Source organism: Catenulispora sp. GAS73, assembly GCF_041262085.1.
In the GTDB taxonomy this organism is placed as follows: Bacteria; Actinomycetota; Actinomycetes; order Streptomycetales; family Catenulisporaceae; genus Catenulispora.
Genome location: NZ_JBGCCM010000004.1, coordinates 135408 through 150066, shown reverse-complemented (window position 1 = coordinate 150066; position 14659 = coordinate 135408). Strand labels below are relative to the sequence as shown.

General features: G+C 71.4%; 10 protein-coding genes. 2 read left to right on the top strand and 8 right to left on the bottom strand.

Translation table 11 applies throughout. From position 1 onward, the window contains the following. Position 1: 1 nt before the first annotated feature. From ABH935_RS07550 to ABH935_RS07530, 5 genes are all read right to left on the bottom strand, one after another. Positions 2-1222 (bottom strand): DUF362 domain-containing protein, encoded by a 1221-nt coding sequence (locus ABH935_RS07550; RefSeq protein ID WP_370377060.1) that lies wholly within the window; start codon positions 1220-1222, stop codon positions 2-4. A gap of 1 nt (position 1223) precedes the next feature. Continuing rightward, positions 1224-1889 (bottom strand): cyclase family protein, encoded by a 666-nt coding sequence (locus ABH935_RS07545; protein WP_370377059.1) that lies wholly within the window; start codon positions 1887-1889, stop codon positions 1224-1226. After that, positions 1886-2950 carry an LD-carboxypeptidase gene (locus ABH935_RS07540; RefSeq protein ID WP_370377058.1) on the bottom strand — a complete coding sequence of 355 codons (1065 nt, stop codon included), beginning with the start codon at positions 2948-2950 and terminating at the stop codon, positions 1886-1888. The genes ABH935_RS07545 and ABH935_RS07540 overlap by 4 nt, the downstream gene beginning before the upstream one ends. Before the next feature lie 90 nt (positions 2951-3040). Beyond that, complete coding sequence (locus ABH935_RS07535) at positions 3041-3988, bottom strand: TauD/TfdA family dioxygenase (RefSeq protein WP_370377057.1); 948 nt, start codon at positions 3986-3988, stop codon at positions 3041-3043. A gap of 439 nt (positions 3989-4427) precedes the next feature. Further along, positions 4428-5405, bottom strand: a complete 978-nt coding sequence (locus ABH935_RS07530; protein ID WP_370377056.1) for a pyridoxal-phosphate dependent enzyme — start codon at positions 5403-5405, stop codon at positions 4428-4430. Between the two features lie 445 nt (positions 5406-5850). Between ABH935_RS07530 and ABH935_RS07525 the strand changes: the two genes are divergently transcribed. After that, the gene (locus ABH935_RS07525) at positions 5851-8529 is read left to right on the top strand and encodes a fibronectin type III domain-containing protein (RefSeq protein ID WP_370377055.1); all 2679 of its coding nucleotides are present in this window, start codon (positions 5851-5853) and stop codon (positions 8527-8529) included. A gap of 1 nt (position 8530) precedes the next feature. Further along, positions 8531-10216: a serine/threonine-protein kinase gene (locus ABH935_RS07520; protein ID WP_370377054.1), complete on the top strand. Its 1686-nt coding sequence runs from the start codon at positions 8531-8533 to the stop codon at positions 10214-10216. A 50-nt stretch (positions 10217-10266) separates the two neighbouring features. Here the strand turns inward: ABH935_RS07520 and ABH935_RS07515 are convergent, their stop codons facing one another. Genes ABH935_RS07515 through ABH935_RS07505 form a run of 3 tightly spaced genes read right to left on the bottom strand, consistent with a single transcriptional unit; the run spans position 10267 to position 14650 of the window. Further along, positions 10267-12387 carry a transglutaminase-like domain-containing protein gene (locus ABH935_RS07515; RefSeq protein WP_370377053.1) on the bottom strand — a complete coding sequence of 707 codons (2121 nt, stop codon included), beginning with the start codon at positions 12385-12387 and terminating at the stop codon, positions 10267-10269. Beyond that, entirely contained in the window at positions 12384-13712 is a 1329-nt protein-coding gene (locus ABH935_RS07510; RefSeq protein WP_370377052.1) for a DUF58 domain-containing protein, read from the bottom strand. Before ABH935_RS07510 ends, ABH935_RS07515 begins: the two co-directional genes overlap by 4 nt. Then, a complete protein-coding gene (locus ABH935_RS07505) occupies positions 13709-14650 on the bottom strand; it encodes an AAA family ATPase (RefSeq protein WP_370377051.1) in 942 nt (313 codons plus the stop codon). Before ABH935_RS07505 ends, ABH935_RS07510 begins: the two co-directional genes overlap by 4 nt. Between the last annotated feature and the right edge of the window lie 9 nt (positions 14651-14659).

Genomic DNA, 14659 nt, shown 5'->3' with positions numbered 1-14659 from the left:
CTCAGCCACCCCCGACCGCCACCGCGTGAGCCGGACCCGCCGGCACCCGGAACTGCGTGCGCTCGTGATCGGAGACGTCCTTGCCCATGGCGTACCGGAATCCGGCGATCTGGATCGCGCGCGGCGGGCAGCCCTCGATGTAGACGCCGAGGTCCCGGTTCTCGTAGAGGCAGTTCCCCACCAGCACGACGGCACCGGCCAACGGCGGCGTGGCCGTCATCGGACCGGCCAGCACGGTCATCTCGCCGTCCCACTCCAGGAGTTCGGAGCGCAGGGCGACCATGGCGCCGGCGATGTAGCGGCGACAGGCCGGACAAGCCCGGTCGGCGTGGACGTGGATCCCGGGGCGCGGGGAGACGATCTCGACCGGCGCCTTCTCCATCTCGAACCGGATCGCGGCGGGATCGGTGCCGCGCAGTTCGATGTCGGCGAGGTCGAGCGGTCCCATGCCGCGCTGATGCGCGTCGCGCAGATACGCCACGGAGTCGGGATCGAACCCTGCGATGGATCCGACGGCGACGTCGAGCGCGACGGCGTTGCGGCTGGCGGCCAGGAACCCGACCTCGCGGGCCCGGCCGGCCATCGGATAGTTGCCCTCGATGACCGTCGTGCCGTCGCAGACCACGAGGTCCTGGTGGCGGAGCAGGTTGAGGTCGACCGTGGACTCGTCCACGCCGGCCATGTGCACGATCCGGGTGGTGTAGCCGGGAAGCAGGCCGACGAGGTTCTTCATCGCGTTCGAGTAGACGACGCTGGCGTGCGTCCGCAGCTGCGGGACGCCGATGAAGTAGTCGCAGTCCAGCACGAGGTCCGGCACGGCGATCGGGACCCGCAGCGACGTCGCCGCCGGGATCGAGGCGACGCGCAGCGGGAGGTCGTCCAGGCTCACCACCCGGGCCCAGCGGTGCACGGGATGGTCGCGCAGGACCTCGTAGATGTTGGCGGTCCGCTCGGCGACGGTCGGGTGCGCGCCTTGGTCGGCGACCCGGCGGGCCAGTGCGGCGAGCAGGTCGGCGTTGACGGCGAACCCGGGCTGGGTCTGGAACATGTTCGGCTTGATCAGGACTTCGTCCCCGGCACCGAGCTCCGACAGCGGCTCGCCGAGCGCGGACAGGAGCTCGTCGAGGGCCGCGCGGACGGCGTCGGCGGTCGGGCGGGCGCCGGGATGGGCGAACGCGACCGGCGTGCGGGTCTTGCCGGCTTCGTTGCTGGCTACGGACATCTCAGTCCGCCTCGATCGCGATCACCCGGGCCGGGGCCGCCTCGGAGTCGCGCACCTTGATCGGCAGCGCGTAGAGCTGGACGACCTGCCGGGTCAGCTCGTGCATGTTGGTCAGGTACTCCGCGATCGGGATACCCGCGGTCAGCAGCGTGAGGTGCACCGGGGACGTCCCGTCGCCCGGCCGTTCGGTGAGGCAGTCGATGCCGACCAGGCTCGCGCCGTTGTCCACGGCCCACTCCGCGGCCGACGGGGCCAGGTAGGGCGGGACGTCCCAGTAATCCGGCCGGCCCCAGGCCCGGCTCACGTAATCGGTGCGGACGAGCAGGCGGTCGCCGCGCTGCCAGACGTCGCCGACGCATTTCTCGATGTCGTCCCCGGTGATCGGGGTGAGGTTCGAGACGTGGGAGAGGTCTGCGACGCAGGCGCGGCCGACGAGCGTTTCGAGCGGGACCGCGTCGATCCCCTCGGCATCAGGGAAGAAGTGCAGGCGGTATTCGATGTGTGTGCCGTTGTGCGGGAACAGGTGCAGCTGCGAGAAGGTCCGGGTGGTCGGCGCCGGGTCGGTGTCCGGCGTCATCCGGCGCTCCAGGCCGAACTCCGGGAACCAGCCCGCCGGATACGCGGGCATGCCCTGGTAGAAGCCGTGGGTCAGGTCGACGATTCTCATGCTTGTTCTCCTTGTTCGCGGTGGGGTTCGGGGGGAGATTCGCGGTGGGGTTCGCGGCGGCGGGGGAAGCGGAGCCCGTCGAACTCGCCGAGGACGACGGTCGCGCCGTAGGGGACCAGCCAAGAGGGACACAGATGGCTGATATCTGCGTTGACGAGCACGGGGAAGGTCGTACCGGGCAGCACCTCGGCGAGGAGTTCGGTGACCTCGGCGGCCCACTCCGCGGCCGGCACGACCTGGTTGGCGCCGACCACCATCCCGGCCAGCTTCGTCAGGTCCGCGCAGTCGGCGAGGCCGGCGAGCAGGTCGCGGACCGGGATCTCGTTGTAGAGGTTGACGTCCCAGAACAGCACCGAGCCCTCGGTCCGCAGACCCCACTCGGTCACGAGTTCCGACAGCAGCGGCAGCGCGGCTCCCACCAGGGGACCTTCGGCGAGGCCGCGCCGGATCCAGTCCATGCCGCCCGGCCGGTCACGGACGCGCTGCCGGTGCTGGACGTCCGGATTGATCCAGCTGTACCACTGGCTGGTGCGCGAGGGCATGGGCTCGCACACCAAGTCCGCGTCGGACATCACCGCCCTGCGGAAACAGTCGAGCGTCTCCGGGAACGGACCGCCGACCTCGCCGAGCTGGTGCAGGTAGGTGTAGCCGTAGTAGGAGACGAGTCCGACTTCGGACAGCAGGAACTGATTGAGAAAGACGTTGTCGCTGTATCCGATGAACGGCTTGGGATTGCCGCGGATGACATCCGCGTCCAGATAAGGGATGAGCTCGACGCTGCCCTCGCCGGCGTCCCCGCAGAAGACCCCGGCGACGCTCGGGTCGCTGAAAGCCGCCATCAGGTCGGCGGCACGCTGCTGCGCGGAGCCGGCCCTCCCGCCGTCTTCGGAGACGGCGTAGACGTTCTCACCGTAGGACACTTTGAATCCGAGCCCTGACAATGTCTGCTCGGCCCGGACGACGCGCTCGGGGCAGTAGACGATGTCCGGCAGGGCCGGACTCACGACCCTGATATCGTCGCCCGCAGCCAGCGGTGCGGGCAGCAAAAGGCGTGGTGGCACTGCACATTCCTCCAGACAGGACTGTGTTGCGCGTGGCGGTTGACGCACGCCACGCGGCGTCGGGTCCGCCGCTTCGCGGCGGTACCCGCGTCAGCCGGCGAAACCCGCCAGCGGCTGCACGGTGGGCCGGCAGTCGGCCAGCGCCACCGGATCCCCCATCGCGACCAGAATCTTGCGGTCGCCCTTGAACGACTCCCGGCCGTGCGCGGCGAGGATGTTGTCCACGATCATCACGTCCCCCGGACGCCACGACTCCCGGACGGTGGCGGCGCGGTAGGCCTCGTCGATGACGCGCACGTCAGCCTCCGCGAGCGGCTCCCCGGTCCCGAGGACGGTGTGGTACGGGAAGTTCCCGGCCCCGCCCAGGGCCTCGCTCATGATCTCCCGCACCTCGGGCTCCAGCGACCACTCGTTCCAGAAGACGGCGTGGTTGAACCACACCTCCTGCCCGGTGCGCGGGTGCGTGATGAGCGCGGAGCGCCGCTGAACCGTCCGCAGCGCGCCGTCGGCGTCCCATTCGTGCGCGATGAGATTGGCCTGGCAGTACTTGGCGACGTCGGCCGGATCCTCGGAGGCGAACGCGGTCGTCCAGCCGAGCCCGAAGTCGTCCCGGTAGTTCCGTACCAGGGCCCAGCCGTGCGCCCGGAACCGGTCGAGCAACGCGGCCGGGATCGCCTCGCGCACCTTGCGGACGTCGGTGACCGGAGTCGCCCCGCCCTCCTCGGGCGCGATCAGGCAGCAGAACAGCAGCAGCCCGGGGAACGTCAGCGTGTAGCTGTTCTCGTTGTGCGGCCGGATCGACTGCGCCGGCGGCAGATCCGTCGAGGAGTAGACGTCGGCCCCGAAGTGGCTGCGCGGCGTGGCGTTCTCCCGGTACTGGGCCCGCTCGGTGATCACCGCGTCACGGACCCGCGCGAAGTCCTCGGCGGAGCGCACGGGCAGCCCGCGCAGGAAGACGGCTCCGTGCTCGTCGAGCCCGGCGCGCAGTTCCCGGCGGTGCGCCTGGAGCCAGGCGCAGGCGTCGTCGATCGTTTCCACCGGTATCTCGACTAACGCCGGGTGCCCCGGCTCCGTCTTGAAAGACGGCAGGCGACCTGCGTCATCGTTTACCACCACTTTCTCCCTTCCATGGGGCTAGACGATAAAAGCCTGTCTTGGACAGATACCTTTCGGTATAGGTGAAACAACCTCCGTACAAGACCTATCCAAGATCGAGGGCAGATGTCCGCGATGCGCCTCATCCGCCGATCTGATGGCTTTAACAACCCTAGAAAACGCCCACCGCAGGCAAACCCGTAGGACCACCTGCATTTGATGGCCCTTAGGAGCAAACCCCCGCGGTGTTGAGAGCGTCAGGGTTCGAAGGGTGAGGGGGTATGACAGTGGATGTACTTAAGGTGCGGCGTTGAACCCACACGGCTACATGACCGTTGCGCCACGCGGGGATTCGACGGCGCGCCTGTCTCTACCTGAAGCCTTAGTCCGACATCAGTTCACTGAGTCGCCGGACGTCGAGGTTCCCGCCGGACAGCACAATGCCGACTCGGGCGCCGGCTCCGGCTCCGAGGCCGACCCGCCCCGCGAGCGCCGCCGCGACGGCCGCCGCCGCACTCGGCTCGACGACCGTCTTGACCCGTTCCAGGAGGAAGCGCAGCGCGTCGCGGATCTCGTCGTCCGTCACCAGCACCACCTCGCTCACGAGGCGCCGCGTGACGTCGAAGGTCAGCTCTCCGGGCATGTCGGTGGCGATCCCGTCCGCGATCGTGCGCGGGACCGGAATCCGCACGCGCTGCCCGGCGGCCAGCGAGAGCTGCGTGTCATTGCCCGCGGCCGGCTCGACCCCGACGATCCGCGTCGCCGGACTCAACCCGGAGGCGGCCAGCGCACACCCCGCGATCAGCCCACCCCCGCCGACCGGCACGAGCAGCACATCGAGGTCCTCGACCTGGCCGAACAGCTCGACCGCCAGCGTCCCCTGACCGGAGACCACATCAGCATGCTCAAACGGCGGGATCACCACCAGCCCGCGCTCGGCCGCGAGCCGCTCAGTGATCTCCTCCCGCCGATCCGTGTACCGGTCGTACGTCACCACCGTCGCCCCGTAGGCACGCGTCGCAGCCACCTTCCCAGCCGGCGCGTCCCGCGGCATGACGACCGTCGCCGAAACCCCCGCCTCCCGCGCCGCCAAAGCCAAAGCCTGCGCATGATTCCCGGACGAGAACGCGATCACCCCCCGCGCAGCCTGCGAGGGATCAAGCCGGCTGACAGCATTGAGCGCACCCCTGATCTTGAACGACCCGGTCCGCTGAAGATTCTCAGCCTTCAGATACACCCGCGCCCCCACCGCACGATCCAGCGCCGCGGACGTCAACACCGGCGTCCGATGCACCCGCCCCCGCAACCGCCCGGCAGCCGCCATCACCGACTCGAACGTGGGAACCTCACGCTCACCCATCCCAGCCCTCCCCCGCTGTCGGGTACCCGCGCCCCGATTCGACCGGCGCCGGGACCGGCGCGCCGCACCGTGCGCCATCGTAGCGGTGACCTGCACGCCTCCCATGCTCCGGCAGGCGGCGCGACCATCGGCCCTCGCGGGCTCGCTCAGCCGCTGGCTGCTACCCGCGGGCGGAATGCATACTTCGCCGCCCGGTTGCCGAACCAGACGGAATATCCTGCGTTTCCACAGAACCGAGAAATCTTCACCTCACGCATCCGTGCCCAGAATCCCAGTACTTTGCGATAACCCCGTCCATCCACCGCGTGCCGTGCTAGGTTTTTCGCCCGGGGTTCGGGCTGGACCCCTTTCAGGGATCAGTGCGGGAAATCAGGGCGGGCGGCTTGATCTCTTTGCCTTTCTCGCATTCCGGCAATAACAAGGCTTTGTCGTTTGGGGGGAGACCGTGAGTTTTCCACGGCACGGCGGATATTGGGGCGCGGGGGTGGCGACGACTTTGGTCGCCGGCCTGCTGGGGCTGGGCGGGCATGGGCTGACCGCGCAGAACGTCCACACGCTGCAGGGTAAGGCGTGGCTGTCCAACAATGGGAACGGCAGCGTGTCGCTCGTCGACGGCTACTCCGGCCGGGTCGGTGCGCAGGTCGGTGTGTCAGGGCTCGGGCATCCGCTGCAGGTGGTCGACGCGCCGGACGGCGCTGTGGTCACCGACGACCACGGGCGGCTGGTCAAAGTCGCGAACGACGACTTCACCACCAGTGGCACCATCACGCTGTTCGGCGGCCACATCACGACCGCCGCGGCCGGGTCCGCCACCCTCTACGCGGTCGATCAGGCCGCCGGCGACATCCAGCAGCTCGACCCCGCCGGGGCCGGGCTGACGCCGATCGGTCCGCGGTTGCACGCGGGCTCGTCAATCACCTCGCCGGTGGTGGCGCCGGACGGCAGTCTGTACGCGGCGGTGCCGGCGAACGGTTCCGTGATCCACGTGGCCGGCGGTGCCGTCTCCGCGGTCGGCGGGGTGGGGCAGCCGACCGACCAGCTGGCCGTCGTCATCGCCGGGCGCACGCCGGTGGCCGTGGACCTGACGCTCGGCACCGTCTCGCGCGTCGCCTCGGGGCCCAGCGCCGTGCGGGTCGCCGCGCTGCCGCAGGGCCACAAGGCCGTGCAGGTCACCGGCTCCGACACGGTGGACGGGCTGCTCGCCGTCGTCGGCGCCGACGACGTCGACGCGGTCGACGCCGCCACCGGCGCCGTCACCACCACCCCGCTGACCTCGGCCATCGCGCCGGTCCAGGCCGTGATGCGCGGCTCCTCGGTGGTCATCATCGACAGCCTCACGCATCAGGTCCTGATGGTCGACCCGGCGTCCGGCAAGCCGCCGACGCAGCTCCGGCTGCCGGGCGTCCAGGCCCCCGACACGCTGACCGTCCAGGACCGCCTGGTGTTCGTCAACGACAGTCAGGATTCTTCGGCGGCCGTCATCGACGGTTCCGGGAACGTCGTGCCGGTCTCGAAGTACCTGCCGGCCCCGAAGCCCACGCCGTCGACGCCGAAGCCCACCCCGAGCTCCGCGCCGCCGGCCCCGACCACGTCCCGCCCGAGCGGGCCGACGGGGCCGACCGGGCCGACCGGCACCGTCCCGACCGGAAACCGGTCCACCGGGCCCCGGTCGAGCACCCCGAAGCCGCCCCGGCCGGGACCACCCGGGGCGCCCGGCGCACCGGCCGCGACCGCCGGCAACGCCTCGGCCGACCTCGGCTGGCGGGCCGCGGCCCCCAACGGCAGCCCGGTGACGGTCTACCACATCGCCTGGACCGGCTCGGACGCCTCGACCGGGACGCTCGACGCGCCCGGCACCGCACTCGGCACGACCATCCCCAGTCTGACGAACGGCGTGCAGTACACCTTCACCGTCGTGGCACAGAACGGCGTCGGCCGAGGGCCGTCGGCCACGAGCAACCCCGTGACCCCCTCCGGCAACGTCCCCGACGCACCGACCGGCGTCACCGCCGCCACCCCCAATCCCGACGGCACCGTGACCCTGACCTGGACCGCGCCGGACCACGCCTACCACGTCGCCGGCTACACCGTCTGGGCCGCCGGGTCGACCGTCCCCCTGGTGAGCAACGTCTCCGGGACCTCCACGACGCTCGGCGCCCAGCAGAACCTCGTCGTGGGAACCCCGGTCCAGTTCCAGGTGAGCGCGACCGGAACCGTCGGCGCCGCCGAGGGCACCAAGTCGACGCCGAGCGCGCCGGTCACGCCGTACCTGCCGCCGACCGCGCCCACGATCGGCGTCACGTCGATCGCCGCCAACGGCACCTCGGCACAGATCACAGTGTCCTGCGACGCGGCGTGCCAGCAGGGCAGTCCCCCGGCGAAGTACCGCGTGGCCCTGACTCCCGCCGCCGGCGGACCGGTCGTCGTGAACGCCACCGCAGACGGCTCGCCGGTGACGGTCCCGCTCTCGGGTCTGGCCGCGAACACGTCCTACACACTGGCCGTCAGGGTCACCGACGCCGCCCAGGCGACCGGCCCGAACGGGACCGCGCCGCTGACGACCACGGGACCGCCTTCGGTGAGCGGGGTGTCGGCCGGCGCCAACGGCCTGACGCTCTCGGTGTCCGCGAACGTGGGGCGCGGCGGCCTGGCGACCGACTGCTGGGTGACGGTCGACGGGACGTCGATCAACAGCCACTCGACGGCGTGCGGCACGATCAACGTGGGCGTGTCGACGTTCAACCAGGCGTACACCGTGCACTACTACGCCCAGAACGCCGCCGGACAGGCCACTGGCCAGACGACCGTGATGACGGGGACGAAGGCGATCATCGCGGACGCGACAGCGGCCTTCGGGACCTGCCCGGCAAAGAGTCAGTACTGCGGAGGAAACAGCCACGTTCTGTCGGTGGCAGGCTGGAACCCTAGCAACGAGATCCTGTTCGTGACACAGGGCACGACTGTTCAAGCACTCTGCTGGGAGAATGCGACACCAGCCGACAGTTCGACCAAAATGGGCACCTCGACTGTCTGGATCAAGGTCAGCAGCCCCGCGAACGGCTACATGTCGAACCTGTGGATGCTGGACCCGAACACCGCGACCAACAACCTCCCCGGCTGCTGACATGCCACGGCCGCGGCGGAAAGCCGCCCGCTTCGACGTGAACGAGCCCCCGGAGATCCCCGGGCTCAGCAACCTGACCCTGCTCGGCGTCGGCGGCAGCGCCGCCGTCTACAAGGCCCGCCAGACCGCGATGAACCGCGACGTCGCCGTCAAAGTCCTCATGACGCAGATGGAGGACGCCGAAACGCGCCGGAACTTCCAGGCCGAGTGTGAGGCCGCGGGCCGGCTGTCCACGCACAAGTTCGTGGCAGACGTCTACCACGGTGACTTCCACCGCGGGTTCCCGTACATCCTCATGAAGTACTACGTCCACAGAAGCCTGGAGCAACGCCTGTCGCTGCGTGACGCGCTCCCCGTGGACGAGGCCCTCAGCCTCGGCGTCCGCATCGCCGGAGCCCTGCAGTTCGCCCACGACCAGGGCATCCTGCACCGCGATGTGAAACCGGCCAACATCCTGCTCGACTACAACGGCGAGCCCCAGCTGTCCGACTTCGGGATCGCCGTCGACCGCGACACCCCGTCGGCGGCGCTGCGCTACGCCATGACAGCGGTCTACGCCGCCCCCGAGGTCCTCCGCAACGGCGGCGGCTCGGCCCCGGCCGACGTCTGGTCGCTGGCCGCGACGGTGTACGCGGCGCTGGCCGGCCGTCCGCCCTTCCACACCGGGGGCGATCCCGACCCCGGTGTCCTGAGGGAGCGGGCGATCTGCGGCCCGCTGCCGGTCATCGAGCACCGAACGGACATCCCGGAGCAGCTCCACGCCTGCCTTCGCAGTGCCCTGATCGGCGAGCCGTCGCGACGGACCGGCTCGGCCGAGGAGTTCGGCCGTGCCCTCAACGAGGTGGAACGCGACCTCGGGCTGGCCCCGACGCCGTGGGACGACGGTCCGGGGTCGGAGACGAATGCACCGCGTTCGGCACGCCGAGCTCCCTCGGGACGAGTGCCGGACCAGCCGCGCGCGCCGGCCGAGGACCCGCCGGAGGGCGGGGCCGGCAACCTCAGGGTGCCCTGGGAAACAGTGCACGGGATGACCGACTACAGCGCACCGGTGCCCGAGCCCCCGAAACCGAGCGACGGGATCCACATCGGAGTACCGATCCCGGGCGGCGGCCCGCGGCGTGACCCCGACCGGCCCCGCGTCATGCGGCCGTCGGATCACCAGGGGATGCAGACCGACGTCATCCACTGGGAGGCGCCGCCGGAGCCCGAAGAGTCCGCCGCAGCCGGCTCGACTCGCCGACGGCCGATGCTGGTCGCCGGCGGGTCCGTGCTGGCGATCGGCGTCATCGGCGGCGGGTTCGTGGCACTCCAGAGCCACCAGGCCACGGCGGCGCAGCCGGCCGGTGCCATCTCGTCCGCGCCGGTTTCGGCAGCCGCTCCCGCGTCGTCGCCTGCCGCCGCGTCGACGCCGATCCCGCCAGACGGCGTCACGGTCGTCGCCTCGGGGACCGGGCTGAAGGTGTCGTGGCACGACCCCGAAGGGAACCCGCAGCACTTTCCCGTGGTCATCACCCTGGGCGCCGGCCACACGCCGACGCCAGTGACCGGCGGCAGCCCGCAGGTACTCACCGGCCTCGACGCCGCCAAGCCATACTGCGTCGCAGTCGGCTACGTCTACTCGCTGGACGGCCGCGCCGCCTACTCGACGCCGGAGTGCGTCCGTGGCGGTCAGGCCTCGCCGAAGTAGACCGACACCAACGCACCGCGCCCCCGGGAATCATCCCGGGGGCGCGCACGTCACCGTCGGTCGGCCGGCACCCGGAACGCGCTGCGCACCCGCTGCGGCGCACTCAGCGTCGTCCCCACGGATTTCCGCGCGCTATCGCTGAGCTGCCAGGCAACATCGGCGTCATCCATGCTGACCTCGTCATACAACGCCCGCTCCACCAGCACGGCCAGCCGCCGGACCGGAACCGACTCCGGCACCACGCCGACGGCCGCCGCCGCGACGTCGTGCGAACTGCGCGCCCGCACCGTGAGCCCGGCCTGCTCCAGCGGATGCAGGAGTTCGTCCCACGCGCCGACGACCCGTGCCGCGGCCTCCGGAGCCCGGCGCAAGCGCCGCCGCCGGGTCAGGAGCCTGATTCGCACGACCCCCAGCCAGATCGCGACGAGGGCCAGGAACCCCAGCGCACCGAGCACCACGACCAGGGCCACAGACGGGCCGCGGTGGCGCGGCTTCGGCGGATCGGTGATCGTCGTCGTGTCCTTCGTCCGGTGCCCCTGGTCCACGGCCTGCGAGACCTGCGACACGCCGGTCTGCTGCTCGCGCGGCGGTGCGGCGGCGCTCTGGTCCGACCGCGGCGTCGGGTCGAAGTCGACCCAGCCGATGCCGCCGAACATGACCTGGGGCCAGGCGTAGGCGTCGCCGTCGGTGACGACGTCGGTGGCGCCGGCCGTGTGCCCGGGCAGGTAGCCGACGGCCATCCGGGCCGGGAGGCCGAGTTGCCGCGCCGCCATCACGAACGCGGTCGCGAACTGCGCGCTGGTGCCCCGCTGGGTCTGCAGAAAGCGGGTGATGTTCCCGCAGCTTTCCCCGGGCGGAGCCTTCTTGTCGTAGACGTAGGGCGCCGAGTTCAGATGTTCCTGCAGCCAGACGGCTTCCTCGTCGGGCAGGCTCGCCTGTTGCCGAGCCTGGTCGGCCAGGCTGCGCAGGCCTGGCGGGGCGCAGGACGGGACGGCTGTCAGCCCCGCCGGCGCGTTCGCCGGAATGGCTGCGCTGGTGAGCGCGTCAGCCCCCGGATTCACCACCGAGGCGGTGACCGAGAACGTGCCGAGCGCCCCGGCGGAGGCCAGGAGCTCGTGGCCGCTGTCGTACTCGACCGTGCCGGGCCGGTTCGACGACACGTTGCCGGGGTGCGGCAGGAGTGTGGCCGGCGACGTGAGCGTCACCTGCGCCGCCCCGGTGTCCCCGGTCACCGGCACGGTGCCGATGCCGGTCGGCTTGGCATCGGCCGACGCCCGCCAGGCGGCACCGTCGTAGGAGTCGTAGACGAGGGAGACCCAGTTGCGGGGATGGACCTGGAGCGCCCCGGACAACGTCGCGGTCAGCACGGGCCGGTCCGGGCTTTGCAGCCGGCCCGACAGCTCAGCGAGCGGGTCGACGCTGACCTGGGACTGGACCGGGAGCTGCTGCACGCTCCGGGGGTCGAAGGCCTTGTGCAGCGGGATGGCCGTGACGCCGACAAACGCCGCTACCGCGACGGCGGCCGTCGTGAAGGCGGCCAGGCCGCTGTCGCGCAAGGCGTTCGACGATGTCGCGGCCAGATAGCCGAGTGCCGCGACGGCATAGCAGGACGCGTAGACCGCCGACGACCCGGGGCCGTGGACGCCGAGCGTCAGCAGACCGCCGAAGACCAGCGTGGCGGGCACCAGCGCGCCGACCGGCCGCTGGCTGCGTGCGGCCAGCGCCACGACAGCCGCGAGCAGGGCGCCGACCAGCAGCGGCAGGTCGGTGAAGCCGCGGCTGTCCGGCACCGGGGTCGGGACCGACAACAGCCGTTGCACGCCGTCCGCGACCGCTCCGGCCAGGCGCGATCCGAGGCCGGACGGAGCGTAGGGGTCCGCGGCGGCCAAGAACATGCCCGGCAGGACACCGGCCATGACGCCCAGGAACAAGGCGACGGCCACTGCGAGCGGACCGCGCGGGCCCGGCCGGTCAGGGCTCTGCCTGCCTGCGACGAGCCGCTGCGCTCCGAGCGTCACGACCGTCGCGGCCGGAACGGACAGTGCGATCAACCGCAGAGCGGGAGCCGTGTTCAGGACCTTGACCAGCGGGAGCAGGGCCGCGCCGGTCAGCAGGGCGCCGACCGTGACGGTCGTAGTACGGCGCAGTGTCGTGGGAAGGGTCGCGGTCATGCGGCGGCCCTCGTGCGGTGCAGCGCCGCCGGCAGCTCCTCGGCGCCGCGCACCTCGGTCCACAGGACGCGGCCGATCCGAGTGGTCGTCGCCGGACCGGGCGCGTCGGTCGCGTAGACGGCGATGACGCGGGCGTAGGACGAGGCCAGGACCTTGAGATCGTTGGCCCAGGGATTCAGCGACCGGGTGCTCACCACGACGGCGAGACTGCCCCGGCCGCTCTCGGCCAGGCGCCGGATGCCGACGCCGAGGGCGCCGCCGCCGCGTCCGGACGCCGGGCCGTCCCTTTTGTCGGCCGCGGGCAGTCCCGAGGACGATGCCGATTCGGACCTGGACCGTTGGCGCGGAAGGGGTTCCGGCGATTCCGGCGGCTCGGGCACGATCCGCGTCAGAGCATTGAGCACCCCCTCGGTGGTCGCGGCCCGGCGGGCGCGCCCGCCCTGGACGAGCAGCGACCGGCCGAAGGTGTCCAGCAGGACCAGCGGGTCGCCGCGGTCCGTCGCGCACACCGCGACGCTCGCCGCGCAGTCCACGGCCACCTCGAAGGCTTCGAAGGCCTCGTCCGCGCCACCGGGGACCACGTCGACCAGCACGGCCACCGCCGCGTGCGCGGTGTCCACGTGCTGTTTCACCAGCACCCGGCCCGCGTGCGCCGTGGCCAGCCAGTGGATGTGCCGGCGTTCGTCGCCGGGCACGTATTCGCGCAGGCGGTGGAACGCGAGCGTGCCGTCCATCTTCGTCTCCGCCTGTGCGCCGTCGACGGACCGCGCCAGGCTCTGGGCGACGGCGGGGAGGCCGACCGGCCGGGGACGGACGTAGAGCTCGGAGGAGGTCCCGGTGTCCAGGACCCGGCGGGCCAGGCCGAAGGGGTCCGCGCGGGTCACCAGCAGCGGACCGACCGGCACGACGCCGCGGCGGGCCGTCGGCAGTGTCGGAGACTCGACCTGGGCCGTCGCGCCGCCGCCGACGGCCGGGAGCTTGACCGGCAGGCTCTCGGCGCCCGCGATCAGCCGCGTCCGCGCCGAGGGCAGGGACCAGCGCGAGGTGTTGTGCACGTCCAATCGGGCCGTGACGTCCGGCGTGCCTCGGGTGACCTGGGCCGGGTGCGTGTACCGCTCGACGGTGAGGGCCGGGGTGCGCGCGACGGTGACCAGCGCCACCAGCACCGCGGCGATGCCGGCCGAGCCCACACCCGCGAGTTCGGGGTACCCGAGCGCCAGTGCGGCGCCCACGACGGCCGCGGATCCCGCGAGCAGCAGCCAGCCGCGCAGGGTCAGGGCCTTGTGGAACGGGGTGACGCCCAGGAGCTCGCCCCGCGCGGTCATCGCACACTGCCTGCCGTGTCCGGCGTGCGGACCTTGGCGAGCACGTCGCGCACGACGTCCTCGGCCTGCACGCCGTCGAGCTCGGCCTGCGGCGACAGCACCAGGCGGTGCGCCAGCACCGGGCCGGCGAGCGTCCGCACGTCGTCCGAGGTGGCGTATTGGCGTCCCCGCACGTAGGCCAGCGCTTGTGCGCTGCGCACGACGGCGATCGTCGCTCGGGTGCTGGCGCCGTGCCGCACGTGCGCGTGGTCGCGCGTCGCCCGCGAGAGGTCGACCACGTATCGGGCCAGCGTGTCGGTCACGGTGACCTGCTTGGTCTCCTCGATCACGCGCAGCACCGTGTCGCGGTTCATCACCGGCCGCAGGTTCTTCACGGTGTGGCCCTGCTGGTGGCTGCGGATGACGGCCAGTTCCTCCTCGGCTTCCAGGTGCCCGAGGCTCAGGCGCATCAGGAACCTGTCGAGCTGCGCCTCGGGCAGCGCGTAGGTGCCCTCCATGTCCACCGGGTTCTGCGTCGCCACGACCAGGAACGGCCGCCGCGCCGGGTGGGTCGTGCCGTCGACGGTGACCTGGCGCTCCTCCATGACCTCCAGCAGCGCCGACTGCGTCTTGGGCGAGGCCCGGTTGATCTCGTCCGCGATGACGATCTCCGCGAACACCGGCCCGGGGCGGAACTCGAACTCCCCGGTCCGCGGGTCCAGCACCGAGGTCCCGGTGATGTCTGCCGGCAACAGATCCGGCGTGAACTGGATGCGCCGCCATTCGGTGTCGATCGCCGCGGCCATGGCCCGCGCCAGCGTTGTCTTCCCGGTCCCCGGCACGTCCTCGATGAGCAGATGGCCCTCGGAGAGCAGACAGACGACGGCCAATTCGACCGTCGCCGGCTTTCCGATGACCATTTCCCCGATGACATCCGTCAATATGCGAGAATGAGGCATTGAACAATC